Raw genomic sequence first — 24,651 nt, 5'->3', positions numbered from 1 at the left:
GGACACGCACAACAGCATGGATCGCATCGAAGTCACCGACCAAGGCCGCATCGCCGGCCACCTGATCCGCGGCGTCACGCGCGCGCAGAAAACCTTCCGCCCCAGCGACTGGCCCGAGCGCCTCGCAGGCGTCATCACGCTGTTCGTCGGCGAACGGCGGCCCGGCTATCCGTGCGCGCTGTCGCGGCTCGCGATGCCCGTCGTCGACGGCGGCGCCAAATGCCTGTTCGTGTCCGACGAATTGCGCGCCGTGTGCGCGGACGCATTCGATTTCGCGATGCAGTTCGCCGCCGACAACGACCTCCCCGTCGAGCTTCAGACCGCGCCCGCGCTGACGGTGCGCTGACGCACGGGCCGCGTTCGCGGCTCGCGTCCTTCCTTTTTCTTCCCGCGAAATGCGCCGGTGCGCAGGCCGTCGCACGCCCTTTTCGGGCTTTTCCGGCGCCGATGCCGAGCGTTATGCGTTTGAAAGCATCGACACCCACCTCCACCCGACAAGGGTTTGCGGCCGATCCATCAGAAAAATTGATCGCCGCGATGAAAATTATGCGTTTTCCTTGCAGGTCGCCCTGATGCATAGTTGCGTCGTGTTGACGCACCTTTGAGTCTTTCAGTCATGAACATGCGAATCGAGCCGTCCGTGCTCGCGAACCCCGACCTGCAATTTGCGACGCTTTCGTCAGGCATCAGCCTGCCGTATGTCGAGCGGGGCAGCGGTGTGCCGATGGTGTTCGTGCACGGTTCGCTGTGCGATTACCGCTACTGGGATCCGCAACTCGCCGCGCTGTCGGCGCACTACCGCTGCATCGCGCCGAGCCTCAGCCACTACTGGCCGGCCGTCGAAGCGGGCATCCAGGACGAATTCAGCTGGCAGAACCACGTCGACGAGCTCGCCGAATTCATCGATGCACTCGATCTCGGCCCCGTGCACCTGGTCGGCCATTCGCGCGGCGGCAGCGTTGCATTCAACGTCGCACGCCAGCATCCGCAACTCGTCGAATCGCTGACGCTCGCCGATCCGGGCGGCCCGCTGCAACAGCCGGGCGTACGCGAAGCCGCACTGCCGGCCACCGCACTCGCGCTGCGCACGCAGGCCGTGAACCTGATCGGCCAGGGTGAAATCGAAACCGGCATCGAGATGTTCGTCGATTCGGTGAGCCTGCCGGGCGCATGGAAGAAGAGCACGTCGCGCTTCCGCACGATGGCGATCGACAACGCGAGCACGCTGCCGAAGCAGCTGCGCGACCCGCTGCCCGCGTATTCGCAGCACACGGCCGGCGACATCGCGTGCCGCACGCTGCTGATCGACGGCCAGCGCAGCCCGAAGATGTTCCGCAACAACGTCGATACGCTGTCGCAGTGGATCGGCAACGCGCAACGGCAGACGGTTGCCGGCGCCTCGCACGGGATGAACGCCGCGAGCCCCGCCGTGTTCAACCGCTACGTGCACGAGTTCGTCGCCGCATGAGTTTCCGGGCGGCTTTCGCGCCGCCCGATCCCCTCGCTGTTCGACGACGATGCGGATACGCTCCGCAGCGCCGCTTCATCAACCGCCGTGCGTCACCGGCGCGTCCGTCCCGTAAATCTGCCTGCGCAATTCCGCCAGCCGCGTATCGAGCGCGACCCGCTGCTGTTCGCGGTCCGGCACCGTGCGCACCACTTCGTCGATGATCTTGCGGCTCTGCGCGACATAGTCGGCATCCTGCCGCTCGTGCGCAGGCGATGCCGGCCGTTCGCCCATCGCGAGATCGCGCAGGTGGTCGCGCAATGCATCGCTCGCGGCCTGGCGCGCGGCAGCATCCGGTTCCGCGTCCTGCAACAGCAGATCCGCGAGCCCCGACGCCTCGCGCGGATCGAGCCTGCCCGCATCGGCGTCGGCACGCAGTTGCGCGAGCAACGAACGCGCGCGCGCCTGGCGATCGGCCGCGTTCAGCGCGTCGCGCTCGTGCGCATAGCCGTCGAGTTGCGCGCGGAAATTGACCGGCGACGCGGCCGCTTGATTCGTCATGGCGGATCCCTGGCTGACAACGGTGGAAGAAGCGGCGTGCGGCGTGCCGCCCGGGCGGCCGCTCCACAACACGACGGCCGACGCGGCGGCCCCTGCCGCCAGCGCGACCGTGCCCCATACGATGATGGTCCGGTTCATCATGCGGTTCCTGTCACACGTGCGAAGAGCGGATCGGTCACGCTCGCCGCACCGGTTTCGACATGGCCGGCCAGCGTGCGCAGATAGCCCGCATCCGCATCGATCGTCACGCCGAGGTCGTACCAGCCGCCGCTTGCCGACAGGTTCAGCACCGTGTCGACGGTGGCGCCCGCCGCCACCGTGCCCGAACGCGACGCGGTGCCGTAGCCGTTGTCGACGAGCGTCGCGACCAGCGGCGTGCGGCCCGCGTTGCGCATCCGCACGACGAGACTGCCGTCCGGACGATACGCAACCGTCACGTCGAACAGCGGCGCGCTCGTCGTCGCTCCGCCCTTGAAGCGGCGGAAGAAGCCGTTCGGCCCGTACGCCGCGAGGTCGTAGCGCCCCTGCGTATCTCGCACCGGCCACCACTGGTCGCTCAGCACGCGGCCGCTCTGGATCGTGTAGAAGCGCGGGCCGTTCTGCGCGATCGCGTCGTGCACGTGAAACACCGCGGCCGACACACCGGCCGCGTTGCCGGGCACGGCCTTGCCGTTGTTCGCGAAGCTCACGTTCAGCACGCCCGCGCGCGTATCGAGCGCCGCCTCGACGAACAGCTCGTACGGCACCGCGCGCAGCTTGCGCTGCCCCGGCTCCTGCACCGGCAGCGGTGCGTTGTCGGCCGGGTAGCTCGACGGATAGCTCGGCTTCGCGAGGTAGTACTGCACCCAGTACGCGTTGTCGAGCTGTGCCTTCGTCGCGGTCAGGTCGAGCAACGCGGGCGGCACCGTGCGGTCCGCATCGCCCGCGAAGTCGAACGCCGACGTGAGGTCGCCGCACACCGCGCGACGCCACGGCGTGATGTTCGATTCGTAGACGTCCGGATGATCGTCGCCGAAACGCTTCTCGATGAAGCGGATCACCGACGTGTGATCGAACACTTCCGAGCAGGTCCAGCCGCCCTTCGACCACGGCGAGATCGCGAGCAGCGGCACGCGCGTGCCGAGCCCGATCGGCAAGCCCGACTGCTGCTCGATCTCGCCTTCGACGCTGACCGTCGACAGCCCCTTGCCGGCCTTCCACGGCGGCACCGGTGCGGTCACGTGATCGAAGCGGCCGTCGCCTTCGTCGTAGCAGATCAGGAATACGGTCTTCGCCCATACGTCGGGATTCGACGTGAGCGCATCGAGAATCCGCGACACGAACTCCTCGCCGAACGACGGCCCCCACCACGGATGCTCGGACGACGAGAACGGCGGCACGATCCACGACACCTGCGGCAACCGGTTCGCGAGCACGTCGTCGCGCAGCGACGAGACGCCGCGCGCGGTCAGCCCGCGCTGGTTCAGCGGCGAGCCCGACGCGGCCGACTTGTACTGCGAAAACCACGCGAGCGCATTGCAGTCGTAGTTGTTGGTGTTGTCGATCCAGTAGCGGCTCGACAGGAAATTCCACGCGACGTTGAACGAGCCGACGCCGCCTTCCTGATACACGCGCCAGTCGATGCCGGCCTGCTGCAGCCGCTCGGGAAAAGTCTTCCACGACACCGTGCCCGAGCGGTCGCCCATCCAGTTCGACATCGCGACCTGGCTGCCGTCCGCGTTCGGCGACGAACGTCCCGTCATCAGGTAGAGCCGGTTCGGATTGGTCGGCCCCATCATCGACTGGTAATACGCGTCGCAGATCGTGAACGCATTGGCGAGCGGGTAGTAGTACGGCAGGTCGGTGCGCTTGAAGTAACCCATCGCGTCGGGCCATTGCACGGCCATCCACTGGTCGTTGCGCCCTTCGTTCCACAGCTTGTGGAACGCATCCCACTCGTGGTTCTCTGGCATCATCCATTGCGCCCACGTCTTCGACGTGTCGAGATGCCAGGGCACGTAGTCGCGGCCCTTGTAGTTCTGATACCAGACGGCCTTGCCGTCGGGACGTGCGACCGCGCGCGGATCGTTGAAACCGCGCACGCCCGGGAACGTGCCGAAGTAATGGTCGAATGCGCGGTTTTCCTGCATCAGCACGACGATGTGCTCCACGTCCCGGATCGTTCCGGTCACGCGGGCCGGCTCGACGGCAAGCGCGCGGCGAATGCTTTCGGGCAACGCCGCCGCAAGCGCGGCAGCGCCGGCCGCCTGCGCCGAGCGGGTCAGAAACGTACGGCGATCGATACGCGACATCGGCAATCCCTCCTCGTTTTTCTGGCCGGACGGGGATGGTCATGCAGGCGGCGTGCGCCGCGTGCGGACGATGCGCGGCCTCGGAGCCGCTGACGGGGTTCCGATACAGGCGCGCGGCGCGTCGACGGCCCCCTCCTGCCCGCCGCGCGCGTCATCGATCTGTCGGATTCTAGAAAGGGAATTCGGACAGTTTTGTTAAGACGCGACAAAAAACCAGACGATTACGACATTAGAAGTCCTCTACAATTCGCTGGCGATGCAATCGGGCGGCAACGCGACACGCAATGTATCGAACATGAAGTAATCGGCGGAGGCACCTGCAGCCGACGCGGCCGAAAGCGATGCGGAGAGCGTGCGGCTAACGGCAGGTCACGCGAGCAGACGTCGTGTCCTGAGCGATGACCAGATCGTTGCCGTTGCCGTCACTGCCGACGCCGGTTTCGGTGTACGCGTAGACGGGTTGGTAGGTCCTACCGTCGTAGCGGTAGTAGGTCGCCTGATGTTCGCCCATGCTGATCCGGGCCAGCGTCTTGAGGTCGGGCCACCCGTTGCAGGTGCTGTCGAGCACGCCGACCGGGCCGTCGCCGACACCGAGCAGCGGTTCGAATCCCCCCTTGCGGGCGCGGTACAGCCACTGATTCGCGTTGACCTGGTTCCCGCTCATCTCGCAACTCACGAACAGCATCCTGCCGTGCGAGCCTTCGCAGGTTTGCGCGGTCAACGCTTCGTCACCGCATTCGCGAGCCAGCGCATTGCGCACGCGTGCCCCGAGCGGCGACAGCGCAGGGCCGACCGGCGCATCGACCGGCTCGCTCGTACACAAGCCCTTTCCTTGCGGCCACACGGGATGCGCATGCAGGTACACCGGCGACAGCACCCCGATCACGGCATCGAGTTCGCGATCGAGACATCGCGTGTCCTTGCAACGATCGATCGCACGGTTCTGCGCATCGACCTGCCGGTCGATATTCCACGGATCGTCCACCTCGGCAGGCGTCGCGTACTGGAGAAACCGCGCGGCAAACACCTTCTCGACCAGTGCGGCGTTGTCGCAGGTACCGGGCGGCAGCGCACGGCGTGCGGCGGCGGCATCCTTCAGCAGCGTGTCGTCCGGGTTGTCGCCGAACTGGCGCACGTCGAGACAGGGCTTGAGCAGCAGTTGCGCCGATGCGTAACCGCCGTCGGCCTGTTCGCTGCGCGGCAGGACTCTCGGGCCGTCCGCCCGCGCGGGCGATGCGATGGCGAATGCACAGGCAAGCCATGCCATGCAGAATCTCGACGTCTTGTGAGTGCTCATCGTTTTGAACGGCCCGTTCGGGTGCAGGGATCGCGACGAAAAACCGTCGGGCGTGCGGCCTGCGGGCCCAGACGGCGTGTGTCGCGATTGTAGCGGCTGCGTGCGCACCGCCTCCTCCTCTCTTACCAGACAGCCGGCTCCGCCTTGCGCGTCACCGCATCCGGCAGCCCGAACACGCTGTCGAACGCCCAGTTGTACGTGAACGTGAAGATCGGGAAGAACACGATCAGCACCGCGTCGTACAGGAACGCCTGCAGCAGCGATACATCGAGCCACCACGCGATCAACGGAATCAGGAACGTCACGAGCGCGATCTGGAAACCGATCGCATGCAGCACGCGCCGCCCGACCGTGCGCGTGGTGGCCGCGCTGCGCCGTTCCCATGCCTCGAACCCGAGGTTGTACAGGAAATTGACGACGACACCCGTCGTCGAGATCATCACCCCCAGCATGCCGCTCGCCGCGACACTCGCGCCGCTCAGCATGCCGAGCACCGACGACGCGACCAGGATGCCGAGCAACTCGAACATCACGACGTAAACTATGCGTCTTTTCCACCCTTGCATGACCATCCACCTTCATCTCTGACAAGGTGGCGAGACTATCAGCGGGCCTGCGCCCGCCCAAGTCAGGTCCTTTCAATTTTTCTGACAGGAGGCCGCATGCTGACCAGCGACCACATCGACATGCTGCTGACCGTGATCGACAAAGGCTCGTTCTCGGCCGCTGCCCGCGCGCTCGGCCGCACGCCGTCGGCGGTGAGCATGGCGATCGCGAACCTCGAGGCCGAACTCGACCTCGTGCTGTTCGACCGCGGCACGCGCGAACCGACGCCGACCGCCGCGATGGCCGCGCTGCTGCCCGACGCGCGCTCGATCGCCGAACGGCTGCACGCGCTGCGTGCGCATGCGCAGCACCTGTCGGAAGGCGTCGAGGACACGCTGCGGCTCGGGCTCGCGGCCGAACTCGACAGCGCGCCGGTCGCCCGCGCGCTGACGGCCGTGGCCGCGAAGTATCCGGCGCTCGCGATCAGCATCGTCACGGCACCGCAGGACGCGATCGTCGACGCGCTGCATCGTTCGGCCGTCGATCTCTGCGTCGCCTACGGCGGGCTCGATCTTCATCCGCAGGAACAGATCCACGCGCTGTGGACCGAGACGCTCGTCGCGGTCGCCGCGCCAAGCCATCCGGCCATCGCCGAATGCGCGCAACCCGAAGCGATCGAGCGATTGTCGGGCTTCCGGCAGATCGTGATCGCCGATCCGGAGCGGCCGTTGACCGACGTGAGGCCGCTGATCGGCAACCGCACGTGGAAAGTGACCGACATGGCGACCGCGATCGCGCTCGTGAAGGCCGGTCACGGCTGGGCGAACTTGCCGGAATCGATGATCGGCCGCTACGTCGCCGACGGCGAACTCGCGCCGCTCGTGTTCGCGAACATTCGCAACGGGCTGCCGTTGCCCGTGTACCTGCGTCGCCAGAAGCACACGGGGCTCGGCAAGGCGGCGAGCGAACTGGTCCGCGCGCTGCGGGCTGCAGGCGACGACAAATGACCGGCGTGGCGGCGCGCGCCGCCACGCCGTCGGTCAACGCTTGATGGCTCGACCGTTAGTTGCGGTTAATGCGCCGCAGCCGCCGCACCCTGGATCGAATCGACGAGCGACGCGTTGTCATAGCGTCGTCCGGCAATGCCCCATCCGCCATCGACCGCATGCACGACGTTCACCCATACTTGCGCCGGCGTCAGCCGCCCGCCGGCATGGTGCAGCACGATCCCGGTCGCCCGTTCGACGAATTGCCGCTGCTTGTCGGGCGCCGCGAGCGCCACGGCCGGCAGTTTCAACTCGACGAACGCGGCAGGCTCCGCGCGCCCGTGCACGAAGGTCCGGTTACGCGGCAGCACGTTGAGCGTGCCCACCACGTTCGGCGCCAGGAACGCGTTCCCGGTCAACCCTTCGACTTCCAGCAGCGCATCGGTCAGCTCGGCAAACACCGGCCCCTCGTCGTCCGCCTTGAAAACCCCTTCGGATACTGTCAGCGTAATCGGCATCGCACTTTCTCCAGGTCAGGTCATCGAAATCGTGACGTGATATAAATATCAGTCACTCTCTATACATTAGACACTGATCGCTCTCTATGCAAGCGATAAAGAGCGATCGCTCTGAAGCGAGCCTGTCATGCGTTATTCCGTCGAGCATAAACACGAAACCCGCACGCGCATCCTCGAGGCCGCGAGCCGCCTGTTCCGCCAGGAGGGGTATGGCGGCTCCGGCATCGGCCCGCTGACGAAGGCCGCGGGTGTCACCAACGGCGCGTTCTACGGGCATTTCAAATCGAAGGGCGAAGCGTTCCGCAACGTCGTGCTGGACGGCCTCGACCAGCTCCGGCAAGGCGTCGCGACGTTCAAGGCCGAGCATGGCGCGCGCTGGCGGCGCCCGTTCGTGTCGTTCTACCTCGGGCCACGGCGCACCTGCGCACTCGGCGAAAGCTGTGCGCTGCCGAGCCTGTCCCCGGAAGTGATGCGCGCCGACGACGAGACGCGCGACGCGTATGAGCAGGCGCTGCGGCAGATCGTCGACGACGTGTCGGCCGGGATGGGCGACACCCCCGACGACGATCGCGCGATCGCGTTCCTCGCACTGCTGTCGGGCGGCGTCACGCTCGCGCGCGCGGTGCGCGATCCCGAACTGGCGCAGCGCATCGCCGATGCGGTCGGCCGCTACGCGGTCGTCATCGCAGAGCGCACGGACGTGAAGCCCGACGAGCAGCCGTAACGCGCGACCAATAAAAAACCCCGACCCGCGTTGCCACGGACCGGGGTTCTTCTTCGATCGGCCACCTGCCCGGACGGCCCTCGGCGGGCCGCTGCTTCAGCGCGCGGCGACCTCCGCCTTGACGGATGCCGCGTCGCCCACCGCCGTCGGCGCCGGCCCCCACCCGCCGCCCAGCGCACGGATCAGGTTCACGGTCGACACCGCCTGCGCGCCGGTCAGCTGGTTCGCCTGCAGTTGCGACTGCAGCACCGAGCGCTCGCTGTCGATCACGTCGAGATACGCGACCTCGCCTTCCTGGTACTGCGTGCGCGACAGCGTCGCCGCACGGCGCGACGCGTTGACGGCCGCATCCTGCGCACGGATCTGGTCGTCGAGCAGGCGCAGGTCGGAGAGATTGTCCTCGACCTCGCGGAACGCGACGAGCACCTGCTGCCGGTAGTTCGCGACCTGCTCGTCGTACTGCGCACGCGCCTGCTGCACGCCGGCCGCACGGCGGCCGCCGTCGAACAGCGGCAACGTCAGCGCGGTGCCGGCGAACGGCCCGAGCAGGAACGTGCGGCTCGACCACAGGAACAGGCTGCCGAGCGTCGACGCTTCATAGCCGAACGCCCCCGTGATATCGAGCTTCGGGAAGTATGCCGACTTCGCGAGGCCGATCCGCGCATTCGCGGCCGCCATCGCGCGTTCGGCCGCCGACACGTCCGGACGACGTTCGAGCAACGCGGACGGCAGGCCCGGCGGAATCTTCACCGTGACCGGCACGATCGGCGTTTCCTTGAACCCGAAATCCGCCGGCGCCTTGCCGAGCAGGATCGCGAGCGCATGCTCCGACGCCGCACGCCGGCGCGCGACGCCGACCGCATCGGCCTGTGCGCTCGCCAGCTCGTTCTTCGCGCGCGACACGTCGAGCTCGCTGATGTCGCCTTCATTGAAGCGGCGCTGCACGAGCTTCAGTGCCTGATCGCGCAGCTCCACCGTGCGGCGGTACAGGTCCTGGTCCGAATCGAGCTGGCGCAGTTCGAAGTAGTTCTGCGCGACGTCGGCCTGCAGCGCGAGCTGCACCGAACGGAACAGCGCTTCGCTCTGCGCCTGGTCGGCGCGCGACGCCTCGACGTTGCGGCCGACTCGGCCGAACAGGTCGGCTTCATACGACACCGTACCCTGCGCGCGCCACAGCGTCGCGTTGGTCGGGCCCGTGCCCTGCGGCTGAAACTGCGACGCCGACGACAGCCCCTGGCGCGTCGGCCCGAACCCGGCGCCGACCTGCGGGAACCACTGCGAGCGCGCCGAACGCGTCGACGCGCGCGCTTCCTCGACACGCGCCGCCGCGGCCTTCAGGTTCTGGTTCGCGGCGAGCGCCTGCGTCTCGAGCGAATCGAGCACCGGGTCGCCGAACACCGTCCACCATTCGCCGCGATGTTCGCCGTCCGACGGCTCGGCCGTCTTCCACGTGCCGGCCTGTTCGCCGGCGGCGAGCGTCGGCGCTTCCTTGAACGCGGCGGGCGCCGCGGCATCCGGACGCTTGTAGTCGGGGCCCACCGCGCACGCGGCGAGCAGCGTCGCGAGCAGGGTGCTCGCGGCCGCTACCTTCGCGAAGCGCATCAGGCCGTTCGTGTTGTGCAAGTTGTTCATTTTGTTGTCCTCAAGCATCCGATGCAGGCACGCCCTGAGCCGGCACGCCATAACCGGTCGAATCCTTGCCGGCGACATGGATCTTGCCGCCCGCGAGCGTCCGCAGCACGACGTAGAACACCGGCGTCAGCATCAGCCCGAACAGCGTCACGCCGAGCATCCCGAAGAACACCGCGATACCCATCGCATGGCGCATTTCCGAACCGGCCCCCGACGACATGACAAGCGGCACGACACCCATGATGAAGGCGATCGACGTCATCAGGATCGGGCGCAGCCGCAGCCGGCTCGCCTCGATCGCGGCCTCGAGCGGCGTCCTGCCGTCGTGTTCGAGCTCGCGTGCGAATTCGACGATCAGGATCGCGTTCTTCGCCGACAGCCCCACCAGCACCATCAGCCCGATCTGCGTGAAGATGTTGTTGTCGCCCTGCGTGAGCCACACGCCCGTCAGCGCCGACAGAATGCTCATCGGCACGATCAGGATCACCGCGAGCGGCAGCGTCAGGCTTTCATACAGCGCCGCGAGCACGAGGAACACGAGCAGCACGCTGATCGGGAACACGTACATCGCCGAATCGCCCGCAAGAATCTGCTGGTACGTGAGGTCGGTCCACTCGAACCGCACGCCGCGCGGCAGCGTTTCATGCGCGATGCGCTCGATCGCGGCCTGCGCCTGCCCCGACGAGAAGCCCGGTGCCGGGCCGCCGTTGATGTCGGCCGCCGTGTAGCCGTTGTAGCGCACAACCATTTCCGGGCCGAACGTCGGCGTCACCGTGACGAGCGACGACAGCGGCACCATCTCGCCCTTGTCGTTGCGCGTCTTCAGCTGCAGGATGTCGTCCGCGCGCTGGCGGAACGGCGCATCGGCCTGCACGCGCACCTGGTACACGCGCCCGAAGCGGTTGAAGTCGTTCACGTACAGCGAGCCGAGATACACCTGCATCGTGTTGAACACGTCGGTCACCGGCACGCCGAGCTGCTTCGCCTTCACGCGATCGAGATCGACGTTGAGCTGCGGCACGTTGATCTGGTAGCTCGTGAACAGCGGGCCGAGTTCAGGCGCCTGCTGCGCGCGCTTGATGAAGTCGTTGGTCGCATCCGCGAGCCGCGCATAGCCGACCGCGCCGCGATCCTCGATCTGCATCTTGAACCCGCCGAGCGTCCCGAGGCCCAGCACCGGCGGCGGCGGGAACACCGCGACGAACGAATCCTTCATTGCGCTGTACTGCTGGTTCAGCGCACCCGCGATCGCACCGGCCGACAGCGCCTTGCCGTGCCGTTCCGAGAACGGCTTCAGCGTGACGAACACGATGCCCGCGCTCGAGCTGTTCGTGAAGCCGTTCACCGACAGCCCCGGGAACGCGACCGCGCTCTCGACGCCCGGCTGCTTCAGCGCGATCGAACCCATGTCGCGGATCACCTTCTCGGTGCGGTCGAGCGACGCGCCGTTCGGCAGCTGCGCGAACGCGATCAGGTATTCCTTGTCCTGCGCGGGCACGAAGCCGCCCGGCACGACCTTCGACACGAGCACGGTCGCGCCCACCAGCACGAGGTACACGCCGAGCATCAGCGTCTTGCGCGACAGCACGCCGCGCACGCCGCGGCCGTAGTTCTCCGCACCGCGGTGGAACACCTTGTTGAAGCCGCGGAAGAAGCCGCCGAGCACGCGGTTCATCACGCGCGTGAGCCAGTCTTCCTTGTCGCCATGCCCCTTCAGCAGGATCGCCGACAGCGCCGGCGACAGCGTCAGCGAGTTGAACGCCGAGATCACCGTCGAGATCGCGATGGTCATCGCGAACTGCTTGTAGAACTGGCCGGTCAGGCCCGACATGAACGCGAGCGGCACGAACACGGCGACGAGCGTCAGCGCGATCGCGATGATCGGCCCGCTCACTTCCTGCATCGCCTTGTAGGTCGCCTGTCGCGCGTTCATCCCGCTCTCGATGTTCCGCTCGACGTTCTCGACGACGACGATCGCATCGTCGACCACGATCCCGATCGCGAGCACCATCCCGAACAGTGACAACGCGTTGATCGAATACCCGAACGCCAGCAGCAGCGAGAACGTGCCGATGATCGACACCGGCACCGCGATCAGCGGAATCAGCGATGCACGCCAGGTCTGCAGGAACACGATCACGACGATCACGACCAGCGCGATCGCTTCGAGCAGCGTGTGCACGACGGCCTTGATCGACGACCGCACGAACTGCGTCGGGTCATAGACGATCTTGTAGTCGATGCCCGCCGGCATGTCCTGCTTCAGCTCGGCCATCGTCTTGCGCACTTCGTCCGAGATCTGCAGCGAGTTCGCGCCCGGCGACTGGTTGATCGCCATCGCGACGGCCGGCTTGTTGTCGAGCAGCGAGCGCAGCCCGTATTCGGACGCGTCGAGCTGGATCCGCGCGATGTCGCGCAGGTGCGTGACACCGCCGTCCGGCGTCGTCTTCACGACGATGTCGCCGAACTCGTCTTCCGTCTGCAGACGGCCGCGCGCGTTCACCGACAACTGCAGCGGCGTGCCGGGCAGCGACGGCGATGCGCCGATCACGCCGGCCGCGACCTGCACGTTCTGCTCGCGGATCGCCTGCACGACGTCCTCGGCCGACAGCCCGCGCTGCGCGACCTTCTGCGGATCGAGCCACACGCGCATCGCGTAGTCGCCCGAACCCCACAGCTGCACCTGGCCGACGCCCTGGATCCGCGACAGGCGATCCTTCACGTTGATCAGCGCGTAGTTGCGCAGGTAGGTCATGTCGTAGCGGTTGTCCGGCGAGATCAGGTGGACCACCATCGTCAGCGTCGGCGAGCTCTTCACCGTCGTGATGCCGAGCCGCTGCACGTCTTCCGGCAAACGCGGCAGCGCCTGGTTCACGCGGTTCTGCACGAGCTGCGTGGCCTTGTCCGGATCGGTGCCGAGCTTGAACGTGACGGTGATCGTCATGTTGCCGTCGCTGTTCGCCTGCGACTGCATGTAGAGCATGTCTTCGACGCCGTTGATCTGCTCTTCAAGCGGCGATGCGACCGTCTCGGCGATCACTTTCGGGTTCGCGCCCGGATACTGCGCCTTCACGATCACCGAAGGCGGCACGACTTCCGGATATTCCGAAATCGGCAGCAGGAACATCGCGATCACCCCGCCGAGCAGGATGATCACCGATAGGACTCCTGCAAAGATAGGCCGGTCGATAAAGAATTTTGAAATGTTCATGTGTGGCTCTGTCTGGTTGAACGCGGATGCGAAGCGGCGGGCCGCTTACGAATCCGCCTTCGCCGGTGCGGCCGGCTTCGCGTTGTCCGCGAGCGGCGCGGACGGCGCATCGCCGCCCGTCATCGGGACCATGTGCGGCTTCACCTGTTCGCCGGGGCGCACGCGCTGCGTGCCGTTCACGACCACGCGATCGCCGGCCGCGAGCCCGCTCACGATCACGCGCCGGTTGCCGTGCTGCATCCCCTGCTGCACTTCGCGGTACGACACGCGGCCCTGCTGGTCGACCACGAACACGAACTTCTTGTCCTGGTCGGTGTTGATCGCCGCGTCGTCGACGAGCAATGCCTCGTGCGGCGCGCTGCCGCCCACCTTCACGCGCGCGTAGAGGCCCGGGACCAGTGTGCCGTCCGCATTGTCGAAGCGCGCCCGCACGCGGATCGTGCCGGACGACGTGTCGAGCCGGTTGTCGACCGAATCGATCTCGCCGCTGCGCGAGTAGCCGGTCTCGTTCGCGAGCCCGAGCTCGACCGGTACCTTGCGGCCGTTGCGCGCGCCGTTGATGTATTGCAGGTAGGTCTGCTCGTCCGCGTCGAACGATGCGTAGATCGGCGACACCGAGACCAGCGTCGTCAGCGGCGCGGCTGCCGCGCCGGCCGACACGACGTTGCCGAGCGTGATTTCCGCGCGCGACACGCGGCCGGCCACCGGCGCGGTGATCCGCGTATAGCCGAGGTTGATGCGCGCCGTTTCCAGCGCGGCTTCGGCGGCCTTCAAGTTCGCCGCCGCTTCGCGGGCCGCGTTCTGCTTCTCGTCGTAGTCGCGCTTCGCGATCGCGTTGTCGCCGATCAGCCGCTGCGCGCGCTGCCAATCCGTCTGCGCGTAGCCGTTGCGCGCCTGCGCGGCCGCGAGCTGCGCGGCCGCGCGATCGGTTTCGGCCTGGTACGGGCGCGGGTCGATCACGAACAGCACATCGCCCTTCTTCACGAGCGCGCCGTCCTTGAAGTTCACCGCGACGATCGTGCCCGACACCTGCGGGCGCACGTCGACTTTCTCGACCGCTTCGAGGCGGCCCGAATAACTCTGCCAGTCGGTCACGGTCTGCGGTACGACGGTCGCGACGTCGACTTCGGGCAGCGGCGCCGCCGTTTTCTCGGGCGCGTTCGCGTTCACGCGCATCGCGCCGAACGTGCCGAGGCCGACGACGGCGAGCGTCACGATCGCCGCGGTGGCGATGCGCGAGCGGGAGGTGCGTAGGATGGCCATGTGGATCTCCGGTAAACGTGGATTGGTTCTGGTTATTCGGAACGGTTCGGCTGGCGCGCCTGGAAGCGGCACTGGAAGAAGCGCACGGCTTCCTCGAATGCGGCCTCGTGCGTCGCGAGCGCGGCGTGCGTGATGTCCGGATAGCGGATCACCTGCGTGAGCACGCCCGACGAGATCAGGCAGCTCGCATATTTCTCCGCTTCGACGTGCAGCACGTCGTTCTGCGCGGTGACGACGAGCGTCGGCGGCAGCCCCGCGAGGCGCACCGATTCGATCGGCGCCGCGTACGGGTGCATGCGCTGCGCCGCCTGCGGCAGATACGCGCGATAACATGCCGCGCATTCGCGCGCGGTGATGTCGGACGCGAGGCGCTCGGCGTCGCCGATGCGCGTCATGCTCGGGTCGAGCATCGGTCCGAACAGCGCCTGCGCGGCGATCGACACTTCACCGCGGTCACGTGCGATGAAGGCGAGACAGTTCGCGAGCTGGCCGCCCGCGTCGTGGCCCGCGACCCCGATCTTCTTCGGGTTGCCGCCGAACGCACGGGCACGCGTCGCGGCCCACACGGCGGCGCGATACGCATCCTCCGGCGCGGCCGGAAAAGGAAAGGCCGGCGCGAGCGAATAATCGACCGACACTACGAGAGCTGGTAAGCGTTCTGCTAAAAAACGCGCGGCGAAATCCGCGTCTTCGAGCGAACCGCGGACGAAACCGCCGCCGTGGAAATAAAGCACTACTGGCAACCCGGTCTTGTCCGGGCGACGGTAGAGGCGCAGCACGATGTCCTGCGCGTAGCCGGGAATTTCCACTTCGGCGACCGTCAGCGCCGCGCCTGCCAAGGCTTGCGCGGGCAGCGCGGCTTTCAGGAATTTGCTGAATTCAGAAGCGTCCATGACGATGCAGCATCCATTTCGAGATGGAACGAATTCTGGGTCCGGCAGACATTGGGATAAATGCCTATAATCCGGCAACACAATTCAACGCCCCCGAACAATCCGAGGCTGCGTTTACCCACGAGGTAGCGCAGCCTTGTTGTTCCGGGGGCTCATTAGATTGCGGAGGTTGTGATGGACCGGCTTCAGGCCATGCAGGTGTTTACTCGCGTCGTCGATACAAGCAGCTTCACCAAGGCAGCAGAAACGCTCAGCTTGCCGCGAGCGTCCGTCACGACGATCATCCAGAATCTCGAAGCCTTCCTCGGCGTGCGGCTGATGCACCGGACCACGCGCCGGCTGTCGCTCACGCCGGACGGCGCCGCGTACTACGAACGATGCGTGCGGATCCTCGCGGACGTCGAGGAAACCGAAGCGAGCTTCCAGGCGAACAACCGGAAGCCGCACGGAAAGTTGCGTATCGACATGCCGGGCTCGATCGGGCGGCTGCTCGTGATTCCGTCGCTGTGCGAATTTCATACGCGCTATCCGGACATCGACCTGCAGCTCGGCCTGTCCGACCGCCCAGTCGACCTGCTGCAGGAGGGCGTCGACTGCGTGATCCGCGTCGGCGCGCTGCAGGATTCGTCGCTCGTCGCGCGCCGCGTCGGCCTGTTCGAAGGCGTGACGGTCGCGGCACCCGACTATCTCGAACGCTTCGGCGAGCCGCAGACGATCGACGATCTCGGCCAGCACAAGGCCGTCAACTATTTCTCGAGCCGCACCGGCCGCACGATCGACTGGACGTTCCTGAGCGAAGGCAAGGAAGTCGAGGTGAAGATGGACAGCATCGTGTCGGTGAACGATGCGGATGCTTACGTGACCTGCGGGGTCGAGGGCTTCGGGCTGATCCAGCCGCCACTCTTCATGGTGCTGCCGCACCTGCGCGAAGGCCGGCTCAAGGAAGTGCTGCCCGGCGTCAAGCCGCTGCCGATGCCGATCTCGGTCGTGTATCCGCACAGCCGCCACCTGTCGCCGAAGGTACGCGTGTTCGTCGACTGGGTGGCCGAAGTGTTCGACCGCTGCCCGCTGCTGAGCGGCAAGGGCAGCCTCGACGCGACGTGCAGCAAGCGCACGTTCGAGGAAGCCGAACGCGCGCCGGCGCTCGATACGCCGGTCATCAACGAGTGGGTCGCGTAATCGTCTGACCTGCACGCGCGGGCCGCGAGGCCCGCGCGTCATCCCGCCTTCTCCCGCCTGCGCACCGCGTTCCCGCGCGACGCACCCCGATCCTTCCCGAATCCGCAGCAAACCTTTGTGCCGCGCGCAGCAATCGCCCGCGTGCGCCGTCGCGCGTGACCGTTGCATCCGTGCGAGCCCCGCCGCGCGGGGCTGCCGGCGATTCCGGCATCACCCTGCCGCCGTTACGGATATCGATTGTTCCTTTGCGACGACAAATCAATTCGCGTCTGCTGCATTTATCGCGACCGAACAGATACCTAGAGTAAACCCTGTCGCGCACCTCGTTGCGCATCGAACAGATCCCGCTTGATGGGACCGGAGTAGCGCTCGGGCGCCAGCTCCGACATGGGATCTGAGTAAGCGCTGAAGCGCTGACTCATATCGACACAGGAGTTATGCCATGAACCACCGCCATCTTCTCTCCGCCCTGGCCCTCGCACTCGCCGCATCCGCACCGGCCTTCGCCGATTCGGGCACGCCGCACGCCGGCGACTACGGCAACACGTCGTGGTACTCGCAGCACTACGGCCCGCGCACGCGCGCCGAAGTGAACGCGGAAGTCGAGCAAGCACGCAAGGACGGCACGCTCGCGTACCTGCGCAAGGCGAATTCGTATCCGCAAGGGCTCGAACTCGCGCAAGGCCCGTATCGCCCGATGCAGGAAGGCAACCAGCTCGCCGGCGGGGGCCGGTAAACGCACAACGCCGCGCAGCGGGTGGCCCCGTGCGCGGCGTTGCGATACCGCTATCGACGACTCGATGAGTCAGTTAGTTGCAGGAGCACATGATGAACGATCAACTTCCTTCGCCGCTCGATCACTGGGACGACACCACGCCGGTCTGGACGCCGTTCCGTTCGGCCCCGCACGCGCATTGACTGCCGGCTGAGTCATCGTCCGGTGCTCAACGGCGCGGCACGCCGTCGCGCCATTCGCCCCAGTGCGTGACGATGTCCTGCACGAGCGGATTGCCCGCGCGGTACAGGTTCTCGGTCGCCGGGGCGAAGCCGCCCTGGTCCGCGTAGTTCAGCAGGTTGTCGGCGCTCGTCTGCCCCGCATACGGCCGGTCGAAATCGGAGCCGGTGCGCAGTACGGCAACGCGTGACAGGTCGACCCGCTTCACGCTCGCCGCGCGCTTGAGCGCCTCATACGTCGCGTTGTCTTCCTGCGCGGTCATGCAGTACGTGCCCTTGCCATCGGTCAGGATCTTCGTCCACTGGCGGGCGCGCTCGCCGATCAGCGTGCCCGAGAACCACGTGTTGCCCGACGACGTGTCGCACTGGATCACCGTCGGCGGCCGGTTCGCCGGCGCATACGTGAACTTCGCGCGCGCGGCCTGCGCCTGTGCGCTGTCGGCGAGCACGACGTTGCGCGACAGCGCATACGCGGCGTCGGTCAGCTGCGGGTTGAGCTGGAACACTTCGGTGCGATAGTCGAGCGGCGGCTTGTCGTTCGGGCTCTTCGTGTTGATGCCGAGATAGCCGGTGTTCCAGCCAGCCGGAATCTCGCGTGCATCGAGCTCCCACTGCAGGCTGAAATCGACGAGGTATTTCGACCATGCGGCCGAACCGACCGTGCCTTGCGCCGGATCGACGCCCGCGATGCCGGAGACGAGGAAATACGTGCGGCGCAAATCGAAGCGCTGCGAGAACGTGAGCGCCATGATCGTCGCCGTCGCATTCGCATAGCCCATGCCCGTCGTGACGACGCACACGTCCTGCTTGTTGCAGTGGACGGCCGGATAGTCGGGCGACAGGCCGGGCACGGTGATGTCGCGCCACGGGCCGAGCCGGTCGAGCCATGCCTGGCCCTCCGGACCGAACATCGTGATGATCATGACCTTGACCGGGCGGCCCTGTGCACCGGTCTCGGAGAATGCAGCGTTGCCCGCGTTGTTGCCCTGGTTGTCCTGCGCGATCGACGGCGCGGTCGCACAGGCTGCGAGCGAGAATGCAGCGGCGGAAAGAATGGAGCGAGTCAGCATCGGCGTTCCTTGTTTCGGTGATGTTGGGTGAGAACGGCTCTCGGAGACTGCGCGAGGGAGTATAGAACGGGCGTGCGCGATGCGGAACCCGACTACGAAACGACCGATGGTGTTTCGTGCGAATGGCGACGTGTTGCGTGATGGAATTCGCGCGTTCGACGCTGCATTGCAAACATCAGGAATGCTATCGGGTTCGTCGCCGCGCTTGACGTCGGCCGCTTCGCACCGTGCTACGCGTGCATCAGCCCGGCAACGCCGTAACCGAGCACGACGACCGCGGCGATCACATGGCTCGCCGCGAGCCACCCCGGCGATTTCACGAGTCTCCCGATCGCACTGCCGCCGAACGCGAACACGAGCTGCCCGGCGAGACTGCCGGCAAACACGCATGCCGCACCGAGCAGCCAGTGCCGGTGCGCACCGGCGGCAGCCGCGGCATAGCCGTAGAACAGCAGGATCGTCAGCGGGTTCGCGAGCGTGACGAAGAACATCGACGTGAACGGACGCGTGCCCGGCGGCGGTGCATCGCCATCGAGCGTGCGGCGCCGGTCCCTCAGCGCCTGCCACAGCATCCGCGCGCCCATTGCGAGCAACACGAATGCGCCGACGGTACGGAACAGCGACAGGTGCGACGCGAGCGTGCTCGCAAGCATCGCGCCGATCGTGAATGCGACGACCGCATAGCAGCCGTCGGCAGCGGCCACCCCGATTGCCGCGCGCACGCCGGTCGCGGTGCCGGCGCGCATGCCGTAGTTCGCGATCATCAGCGCGACGGGCCCGACCGACAGCGCGATCATCAGCCCGAACAGGAAGTCGTTCATCGGTCGTCGATGCGTTCGATGGAAGGCATCGATTTTATCGACGTCAAAACGACCCTGTGTGAATCCGGCGTCAGGCGACGTCGACGCGCGCGGGGCCGTCCACCATCTCGCCGATCACGACCGCGCGATCGAAGCCGTCGGCGCGGAAGCACGCGAGCACGTCGTCGACGGTTTCCGGCGTGCACGCGACCAGCAGGCCGCCCGACGTTTGCGGATCGGTCAGCAGCGCCTGCGCGACGGGCGGCAGGCCGTCGGCCAATCGCACATCCGTGCCGTACGCAGCCCAGTTGCGGCCCGACGCGCCGGTGAACACGCCGTCGGTCACGAACGCCTCGACACCCGCGAGCCACGGCAGCGACGCATAGTGCACGCGCGCGGTGAGCTGCGCGCCGCGCGCCAGTTCGAGCGTATGGCCGAGCAGCCCGAAGCCCGTGACGTCGGTCAGCGCATGCACGCCCGGCAGCGTGGCGAGCTCGGCACCCGGCCGGTTCAGCTTGGTGGTCGTCGCGACCATCTGCGCGTAACCGTCGGCATCGAGCTGGTTCTTCTTCAGCGCGGCCGACAGCACGCCGACCCCGAGCGGCTTGCCGAGCACGAGCACGTCGCCTGCGCGCGCGGCCGCATTGCGCTTCACGCGCGACGGATGCACGACGCCGATCGCCGCGAGCCCGTAGATCGGCTCGACCGAATCGATCGAATGGCCGCCGGCGACCGGAATGCCGGCATCCGCGCACGCCGATTCGCCGCCGCGCAGCACGGCCGCGATCGTTTCGTGCGGCAGCACGTTGATCGGCATGCCGACCAGCGCGAGCGCAAGGATCGGCTTGCCGCCCATCGCATACACGTCGGACAGCGCGTTGGTCGCCGCGATGCGACCGAAGTCGAACGGATCGTCGACGATCGGCATGAAGAAATCGGTGGTCGCGACGATCGCCTGCTCGTCGTTGAGCCGGTAGACGGCCGCGTCGTCGGCCGTCTCGGTGCCGACCAGCAGGTCCGGGAACAGCGCGGGCGGCGTCGCGCGCTTCAGCAGCTCGGACAGCACGCCCGGCGCGATCTTGCAGCCGCAGCCGCCCCCGTGCGACAGGCTCGTGAGGCGCGGAACGGCGGGCTGGGCTTGGGTGGCTTCGGTCATCGTCGGCATCCGGTGAATAACAACGTTCTATTATCGACAATTCCGCGCGAGCGCGCCGGATACCCACATAATTGACGGCGCCGCCCCTCTCCCGTCCCCATCCTCGCGTTCGTTCATGGATCACCTGTTCATCGGCCTCGTGCTGTGCTCCGCGCTGCTGCACGCCATCTGGAATGCCTTCCTCCACGTCAGCGAAGACCGGCTCGTGCAGCTCGGCACGATGTCGCTGCCGTATCTCGCGTTCGGCATCGCCGGCGCCGTGCTGCTGCCCGCGCCGGCGCCCGCGGCGTGGCCGTACATCGCCGCGTCGGCCGCGCTCGAGGTCGCGTACTGCTTCACGCTCGCGCGTGCGTACCGCAACGGCGAATTCGGGCAGATCTATCCGATCGCGCGCGGCATCTCGCCGCTGCTCGTGTCGGTGCTGGCGTTCGCGCTGCTGAACGAGCGGCCGACACCGTTCGGCTTCGCGGGCATCGCGCTCGTGTCGTTCGGCATCATGTCGCTCGCGCTGCGGCGCGGCTTCCGGTTTTCCGGCGAAGGCGTGCCGTATGCGCTGCTCACGGGCGTATTCATCGCCGCGTATTCGATCTGCGACGGGATCGGCTCGCGCATTTCCGGCAGCGCACTCGGCTACATCGCATGGGTGTACCTGCTGTGGAGCGTGCCGCAGCTCGTGCTCGTCTGCGCGCTGCGCGGCGGGCCGCGCGCGGTGCTCGGCTCGCGCACCGCGCTCACGCAGGGCGCGATCGCCGGCACGATCTCGCTCGCCGCGTACGGGATCGTGATCCTCGCGTACCGCCACCTGCCGGTCGCGACGGTTTCTGCCCTGCGCGAAACGAGCTCGATCTTCGCGGTCGCGATCGGCTGGTTCGTGATGCGCGAGCGGCCCGGCGCGCAGCGGCTCGCCGCATGCGCGCTGGTGGTCGCGGGCGCGGCGCTGATCCGGCTGTAACGGCAAGCGCGCCCGCGGCCTGCCTGCCGCGTCAGAACTTGTGGCGGATACCCGTCACCGCGACGATCTGCGTGCGCGTGCTCGACGGATTCGAGATCCCTTCGATCGCGGCCACCGCGTTCGACGACGCGCGCTGGTAGAACGCATTCACGTAGACATCGGTGCGTTTCGACAGGAAGTACTGCGCCCCGACGCTCGTCTGCAGGTAGTGCGAGCTCGGCTTCGGCCCCTGCGACGCGAGCACCTGCGTGTAGGTTTCGCCGAGCGCGAACTGCAGCGCGGGCGTCATCAGGTAGCGCACGCTGCCTTCGTAGTTGTTGAAGCGCATCGCACCGCCCGTCTGCAGGTTGAACAGCGAGCTCGTGTACAGCAGCCCGAACGTCGCGGCGCCCCACGCATAGGCACCGCCCGCGCCCCAGATCTGCTGGCGCGTCACACCCTTGATGAACGTGTAGTAGTTGTCCGACGCGGCCGCGCCGGTCGTGTCGAGCGCCGGGTGGTCGACGCGCACGTACGCGGCGCCAAGCTGAAGCGGCCCGTTCTCGTAGCTCGCGCCGAGGCTCCACACGCGGTTCTCCGCGAACGACGTCGAGTTCGAGAAGCCGTACAGGCCGACCGCGCGCAGGCCGTACCACGTGGGCGTCTGGTACTGCACCGAGTTGTTGGTGCGGAACGTGTTGTTGAGGTCGTCGGTATCGAACGGATGCAGCGCGTACTGCGTGAGCGCGGTGGTCGCGCCGATCTGCAGCGACTCCAGCACTTCCTGCGCCGCGTTGTACTGGCGGCCCATCGTCAGCGTGCCCCAGCGGTCGTTGTCCAGCCCCACGTACGCGCGGCGGCCGAACAGCCGCCCGCCCTGGCTCGCGGTGCCGCTCTCGATGTTGAAGCCGTTCTCGAGCCGGAACACCGCGCGCGTGCCGCCGCCGAGATCTTCCTTGCCGAGCAGCCCCCAGCGCGTGCCCTGCTCGTTGCCGCCGGTCGCCTGCCATGCGGCATGGCCGTTCTGGTTGTTCGTGTACGTGATCCCCGAATCGACGACGCCATACAGCGTCACGCTCGATTGCGCCTGCGCGTGCGTGGCGCCTGACGCGATTGCGATGCCTGCCAGCGCGACCGCCATTTCCTTCCGCTTCATCTCCGACCCCTTTTTTGTCGATTGAATATGGGGAGCGATTTAAATCGCCCATGACGTGTTTTATTGAATAAAACATCGTCTTATTAATTGTCGAATTCGATGATTTACAGCGTCAAGTCATGCCAAAAATCGCATGCGGGAGTCAAAACCCGTTGATTCACGAGACGTTTCGAAGAATGAAACAAACTCAATATCGACAAGCATTACCGGCCGATCCGGGCACGCAGCCCGGGCTTTGAAAAAAGCCCTTGACCGTAATTTTCTGCCGTTGTGAAATATTGATACGCTGTTTTAATGATTAAAACAAACGAACGAGACACTTCGAGAAACTAGGTAAAGAACCTGATCCCCATGGTGACGTTTAATTGCAACACCGCGACCGCCGGCGCATCGCCCGCGTATTTCGTCGCGCAGCCGACGGCGCCCGCGCTGCCGATCGTGGTCGACTCGCCGCACAGCGGCATCGCGTATCCGCCCGACTTCGCGACCGTCGCACCGGACGATGCGATCCGCACGACGTGGGACGCGTATATCGACGAACTGTGGGCCGGTGCCCCTGCGCGCGGCGGCACGCTGCTCGGCGCGACGTTCCCGCGCGCCTATATCGATCCGAACCGCGCGGAAACCGACATCGACGAAACGCTGCTCGCCGAGCCGTGGCCGGAGCCGCTTTCGCCGCAGCCGTACACGCAGCGCGGGATGGGGCTGATCCGGCGCGACGCGCTGCCCGGCGTGCCGTTGTACGACCGCAAGCTGTCGCTCGCCGAAGTACGGCACCGGATCGACGCGTACTACCTGCCGTACCGCCGCGCGCTCGCCGGCATCGCCGCGCCGCTGCATGCCGCGCATCGCGCGCTGTGGCACATCGACTGCCACTCGATGAAGTCGCGCGGCAACGCGATGAACGTCGACGCGGGCGCGTTGCGGCCGGACGTCGTCGTCAGCGACCGGCGCGGCACGACCGCCGACCCGGCGTTCACCGCGTGGACCGCGCAGTGGTTCGCCGGCGCCGGCTACCGTGTGCAGATCAACGATCCGTACCAGGGCGGCGACCTGCTGACCGCGCTCGCCGATCCGGCGCAACAACGCCACAGCATCCAGATCGAATTCAACCGCGCGCTGTACATGGACGAAGCCGCGTTCGCCAGACACGAAGGCTTCGCCGCGCTGAAGCGCTCGGTCGATGCGTACCTCGACGCACTCGCCGACTACGTGCGCGCACGCATCGCGCCGCCGGGAGACTCCGCATGACAACCTACATCGTCGACGCCGTCGACAGCGCGCTGAAGCTGCTGACCTACGTGGCCGAACATCCGAACCTCGGCGTGACCGAGCTCGCGTCGCAGCTCGACATCAACAAGTCGCGCACGTACCGGATGCTCTGCACGCTCGAACTGCACCGCTTCGTCGTGCAGGACCCGCGCACGTCCACCTATGCGCTCGGCCCGCAGGCATTCGTGATCGGCGTGGCCGCGTCGCAGCAGAACGCGCTCGTGCGCGCCGCGCACCGGCACATGCTCGCGCTCAACCAGGCGATCAACGAAACCATCGTGCTGCGCGTGCGGGAAGGGTTCGAATCGGTGTGCGTCGCGCGCTGCGAAACCACGCACGCGGTGCGCACCGTCGGCGCGGTCGGCAACCGCCGGCCGATCCATTTCGGCGCGTCGGGCAAGGTGCTGCTCGCGTTCGCGCCGGATGCCGTGCGCGACGAGTTTCTCGCGCAACTGCGCCGGGCCGGGCAGGCCGGCGATCCGGCGAAGCTCGCCGGCGAACTCGATGCGGTCGCACGCAAGGGTTACGCGGTGAGCAGCGGCGAGGTGACGCCCGGCGCAGTCGGGATCGCGGTGCCGGTGCGCGACCTGACGGGCGCGACGGTTGCGTCGGTCAGCGTGACGGGCCCCGAGGTGCGCGTGAGTCACGCCGACATTCCCGACTATCTCGAACGCCTGCAGGCGTGCAGCCACGCGATTTCCGCCGAACTCGGCTACGTCCCGGCGCGCGCCGCGCTACAACCGGCCTGACGGCCCGCCCCTTCT

The 24,651-nt window shown here is 66.9% G+C and carries 22 protein-coding genes; 9 read left to right on the top strand and 13 right to left on the bottom strand.

Annotated elements, in window-relative coordinates; all coding sequences use genetic code 11:
• The first annotated feature begins 16 nt into the window (after positions 1-16).
• The gene (locus tag AC5LXK_RS18265; RefSeq protein ID WP_493392885.1) at positions 17-346 is read left to right on the top strand and encodes a DUF3579 domain-containing protein; all 330 of its coding nucleotides are present in this window, start codon (positions 17-19) and stop codon (positions 344-346) included.
• A 270-nt stretch (positions 347-616) separates the two neighbouring features.
• Entirely contained in the window at positions 617-1,468 is an 852-nt protein-coding gene (locus tag AC5LXK_RS18260) for an alpha/beta fold hydrolase (protein WP_493392884.1), read from the top strand.
• A 78-nt stretch (positions 1,469-1,546) separates the two neighbouring features.
• On the opposite strand, the gene plcR is transcribed toward AC5LXK_RS18260, so the two are convergent.
• From plcR to AC5LXK_RS18240, 4 genes are all read right to left on the bottom strand, one after another.
• Positions 1,547-2,146 (bottom strand): phospholipase C accessory protein PlcR, encoded by a 600-nt coding sequence (plcR, locus tag AC5LXK_RS18255; protein ID WP_493392883.1) that lies wholly within the window; start codon positions 2,144-2,146, stop codon positions 1,547-1,549.
• A complete protein-coding gene (locus AC5LXK_RS18250) occupies positions 2,146-4,299 on the bottom strand; it encodes a phosphocholine-specific phospholipase C (protein ID WP_493392882.1) in 2,154 nt (717 codons plus the stop codon). The genes plcR and AC5LXK_RS18250 overlap by 1 nt, the downstream gene beginning before the upstream one ends.
• Positions 4,300-4,657: 358 nt before the next feature.
• Positions 4,658-5,566 (bottom strand): hypothetical protein, encoded by a 909-nt coding sequence (locus AC5LXK_RS18245; RefSeq protein WP_493392881.1) that lies wholly within the window; start codon positions 5,564-5,566, stop codon positions 4,658-4,660.
• A gap of 152 nt (positions 5,567-5,718) precedes the next feature.
• On the bottom strand, positions 5,719-6,162 hold the full coding sequence (locus AC5LXK_RS18240) for a PACE efflux transporter (protein ID WP_493392880.1): 444 nt from the start codon (positions 6,160-6,162) through the stop codon (positions 5,719-5,721).
• Positions 6,163-6,258: 96 nt separating this feature from the next.
• Between AC5LXK_RS18240 and AC5LXK_RS18235 the strand changes: the two genes are divergently transcribed.
• Positions 6,259-7,149 (top strand): LysR family transcriptional regulator, encoded by an 891-nt coding sequence (locus AC5LXK_RS18235; RefSeq protein WP_493392879.1) that lies wholly within the window; start codon positions 6,259-6,261, stop codon positions 7,147-7,149.
• Positions 7,150-7,214: 65 nt separating this feature from the next.
• Here the strand turns inward: AC5LXK_RS18235 and AC5LXK_RS18230 are convergent, their stop codons facing one another.
• Positions 7,215-7,646 (bottom strand): Tautomerase enzyme, encoded by a 432-nt coding sequence (locus AC5LXK_RS18230; protein ID WP_493392878.1) that lies wholly within the window; start codon positions 7,644-7,646, stop codon positions 7,215-7,217.
• Positions 7,647-7,773: 127 nt separating this feature from the next.
• Between AC5LXK_RS18230 and AC5LXK_RS18225 the strand changes: the two genes are divergently transcribed.
• The gene (locus AC5LXK_RS18225) at positions 7,774-8,370 is read left to right on the top strand and encodes a TetR/AcrR family transcriptional regulator (protein WP_493392877.1); all 597 of its coding nucleotides are present in this window, start codon (positions 7,774-7,776) and stop codon (positions 8,368-8,370) included.
• A gap of 96 nt (positions 8,371-8,466) precedes the next feature.
• Here AC5LXK_RS18225 and opcM read toward each other — a convergent pair whose 3' ends face one another.
• The 4 genes from opcM to AC5LXK_RS18205 are packed head-to-tail and all read right to left on the bottom strand — an operon-like array spanning position 8,467 to position 15,369.
• Positions 8,467-10,002, bottom strand: a complete 1,536-nt coding sequence (opcM, locus tag AC5LXK_RS18220; protein ID WP_493392876.1) for a multidrug efflux transporter outer membrane subunit OpcM — start codon at positions 10,000-10,002, stop codon at positions 8,467-8,469.
• 10 nt (positions 10,003-10,012) lie between these two features.
• Positions 10,013-13,213: a multidrug efflux RND transporter permease subunit CeoB gene (gene ceoB, locus AC5LXK_RS18215; protein ID WP_493392875.1), complete on the bottom strand. Its 3,201-nt coding sequence runs from the start codon at positions 13,211-13,213 to the stop codon at positions 10,013-10,015.
• 45 nt (positions 13,214-13,258) lie between these two features.
• On the bottom strand, positions 13,259-14,476 hold the full coding sequence (ceoA, locus tag AC5LXK_RS18210) for a multidrug efflux RND transporter periplasmic adaptor subunit CeoA (RefSeq protein WP_493392874.1): 1,218 nt from the start codon (positions 14,474-14,476) through the stop codon (positions 13,259-13,261).
• Positions 14,477-14,508: 32 nt separating this feature from the next.
• Positions 14,509-15,369, bottom strand: a complete 861-nt coding sequence (locus AC5LXK_RS18205) for an alpha/beta hydrolase (protein ID WP_493392873.1) — start codon at positions 15,367-15,369, stop codon at positions 14,509-14,511.
• Positions 15,370-15,543: 174 nt separating this feature from the next.
• Here AC5LXK_RS18205 and ceoR point away from each other — a divergent pair, with 174 nt between their 5' ends.
• Together ceoR and AC5LXK_RS18195 are read left to right on the top strand one after the other, a co-directional pair.
• Complete coding sequence (ceoR, locus tag AC5LXK_RS18200; RefSeq protein ID WP_493392872.1) at positions 15,544-16,548, top strand: putative multidrug efflux transcriptional regulator CeoR; 1,005 nt, start codon at positions 15,544-15,546, stop codon at positions 16,546-16,548.
• A gap of 442 nt (positions 16,549-16,990) precedes the next feature.
• Positions 16,991-17,284, top strand: coding sequence for a DUF4148 domain-containing protein (locus AC5LXK_RS18195; RefSeq protein WP_493392871.1), 294 nt, complete (start codon positions 16,991-16,993; stop codon positions 17,282-17,284).
• 208 nt (positions 17,285-17,492) lie between these two features.
• Here the strand turns inward: AC5LXK_RS18195 and AC5LXK_RS18190 are convergent, their stop codons facing one another.
• The 3 genes from AC5LXK_RS18190 to selD form a co-directional block, all read right to left on the bottom strand.
• Positions 17,493-18,572, bottom strand: a complete 1,080-nt coding sequence (locus AC5LXK_RS18190) for a purine-nucleoside phosphorylase (protein ID WP_493392870.1) — start codon at positions 18,570-18,572, stop codon at positions 17,493-17,495.
• A gap of 230 nt (positions 18,573-18,802) precedes the next feature.
• Entirely contained in the window at positions 18,803-19,393 is a 591-nt protein-coding gene (locus AC5LXK_RS18185; RefSeq protein ID WP_493392869.1) for a LysE family translocator, read from the bottom strand.
• A gap of 70 nt (positions 19,394-19,463) precedes the next feature.
• Positions 19,464-20,528 carry a selenide, water dikinase SelD gene (gene selD, locus AC5LXK_RS18180; RefSeq protein WP_493392868.1) on the bottom strand — a complete coding sequence of 355 codons (1,065 nt, stop codon included), beginning with the start codon at positions 20,526-20,528 and terminating at the stop codon, positions 19,464-19,466.
• Between the two features lie 115 nt (positions 20,529-20,643).
• On the opposite strand from selD, the gene AC5LXK_RS18175 reads away from it, so the two are divergent.
• Positions 20,644-21,480: an EamA family transporter gene (locus AC5LXK_RS18175; RefSeq protein ID WP_493392867.1), complete on the top strand. Its 837-nt coding sequence runs from the start codon at positions 20,644-20,646 to the stop codon at positions 21,478-21,480.
• Between the two features lie 31 nt (positions 21,481-21,511).
• Here the strand turns inward: AC5LXK_RS18175 and AC5LXK_RS18170 are convergent, their stop codons facing one another.
• Positions 21,512-22,615 (bottom strand): porin, encoded by a 1,104-nt coding sequence (locus tag AC5LXK_RS18170; RefSeq protein ID WP_493392866.1) that lies wholly within the window; start codon positions 22,613-22,615, stop codon positions 21,512-21,514.
• Positions 22,616-22,966: 351 nt separating this feature from the next.
• Between AC5LXK_RS18170 and AC5LXK_RS18165 the strand changes: the two genes are divergently transcribed.
• Both AC5LXK_RS18165 and AC5LXK_RS18160 read left to right on the top strand, forming a co-directional pair.
• Positions 22,967-23,866 (top strand): N-formylglutamate amidohydrolase, encoded by a 900-nt coding sequence (locus AC5LXK_RS18165; RefSeq protein WP_493392865.1) that lies wholly within the window; start codon positions 22,967-22,969, stop codon positions 23,864-23,866.
• A complete protein-coding gene (locus AC5LXK_RS18160) occupies positions 23,863-24,636 on the top strand; it encodes an IclR family transcriptional regulator (RefSeq protein ID WP_493392864.1) in 774 nt (257 codons plus the stop codon). The genes AC5LXK_RS18165 and AC5LXK_RS18160 overlap by 4 nt, the downstream gene beginning before the upstream one ends.
• Positions 24,637-24,651 lie beyond the last annotated feature (15 nt).

This window comes from Burkholderia pulmonis (genome assembly GCF_984667975.1).
Note: the sequence above shows the minus strand (reverse complement) of the source record. Positions and strands in the feature narration are given on the sequence as shown.

Bases quoted from the DNA above. Each gene is read 5' to 3' on its own strand.
- AC5LXK_RS18265 (WP_493392885.1), top strand. From the start codon at position 17: ATGGATCGCATCGAAGTCACCGACCAAGGCCGCATCGCCGGCCACCTG.
- AC5LXK_RS18260 (WP_493392884.1), top strand. From the start codon at position 617: ATGAACATGCGAATCGAGCCGTCCGTGCTCGCGAACCCCGACCTGCAA.
- plcR (WP_493392883.1), bottom strand. From the start codon at position 2,146: ATGAACCGGACCATCATCGTATGGGGCACGGTCGCGCTGGCGGCAGGG.
- AC5LXK_RS18250 (WP_493392882.1), bottom strand. From the start codon at position 4,299: ATGTCGCGTATCGATCGCCGTACGTTTCTGACCCGCTCGGCGCAGGCG.
- AC5LXK_RS18245 (WP_493392881.1), bottom strand. From the start codon at position 5,566: ATGGCATGGCTTGCCTGTGCATTCGCCATCGCATCGCCCGCGCGGGCG.
- AC5LXK_RS18240 (WP_493392880.1), bottom strand. From the start codon at position 6,162: ATGCAAGGGTGGAAAAGACGCATAGTTTACGTCGTGATGTTCGAGTTG.
- AC5LXK_RS18235 (WP_493392879.1), top strand. From the start codon at position 6,259: ATGCTGACCAGCGACCACATCGACATGCTGCTGACCGTGATCGACAAA.
- AC5LXK_RS18230 (WP_493392878.1), bottom strand. From the start codon at position 7,646: ATGCCGATTACGCTGACAGTATCCGAAGGGGTTTTCAAGGCGGACGAC.
- AC5LXK_RS18225 (WP_493392877.1), top strand. From the start codon at position 7,774: ATGCGTTATTCCGTCGAGCATAAACACGAAACCCGCACGCGCATCCTC.
- opcM (WP_493392876.1), bottom strand. From the start codon at position 10,002: ATGAACAACTTGCACAACACGAACGGCCTGATGCGCTTCGCGAAGGTA.
- ceoB (WP_493392875.1), bottom strand. From the start codon at position 13,213: ATGAACATTTCAAAATTCTTTATCGACCGGCCTATCTTTGCAGGAGTC.
- ceoA (WP_493392874.1), bottom strand. From the start codon at position 14,476: ATGGCCATCCTACGCACCTCCCGCTCGCGCATCGCCACCGCGGCGATC.
- AC5LXK_RS18205 (WP_493392873.1), bottom strand. From the start codon at position 15,369: ATGGACGCTTCTGAATTCAGCAAATTCCTGAAAGCCGCGCTGCCCGCG.
- ceoR (WP_493392872.1), top strand. From the start codon at position 15,544: ATGGACCGGCTTCAGGCCATGCAGGTGTTTACTCGCGTCGTCGATACA.
- AC5LXK_RS18195 (WP_493392871.1), top strand. From the start codon at position 16,991: ATGAACCACCGCCATCTTCTCTCCGCCCTGGCCCTCGCACTCGCCGCA.
- AC5LXK_RS18190 (WP_493392870.1), bottom strand. From the start codon at position 18,572: ATGCTGACTCGCTCCATTCTTTCCGCCGCTGCATTCTCGCTCGCAGCC.
- AC5LXK_RS18185 (WP_493392869.1), bottom strand. From the start codon at position 19,393: ATGAACGACTTCCTGTTCGGGCTGATGATCGCGCTGTCGGTCGGGCCC.
- selD (WP_493392868.1), bottom strand. From the start codon at position 20,528: ATGACCGAAGCCACCCAAGCCCAGCCCGCCGTTCCGCGCCTCACGAGC.
- AC5LXK_RS18175 (WP_493392867.1), top strand. From the start codon at position 20,644: ATGGATCACCTGTTCATCGGCCTCGTGCTGTGCTCCGCGCTGCTGCAC.
- AC5LXK_RS18170 (WP_493392866.1), bottom strand. From the start codon at position 22,615: ATGAAGCGGAAGGAAATGGCGGTCGCGCTGGCAGGCATCGCAATCGCG.
- AC5LXK_RS18165 (WP_493392865.1), top strand. From the start codon at position 22,967: ATGGTGACGTTTAATTGCAACACCGCGACCGCCGGCGCATCGCCCGCG.
- AC5LXK_RS18160 (WP_493392864.1), top strand. From the start codon at position 23,863: ATGACAACCTACATCGTCGACGCCGTCGACAGCGCGCTGAAGCTGCTG.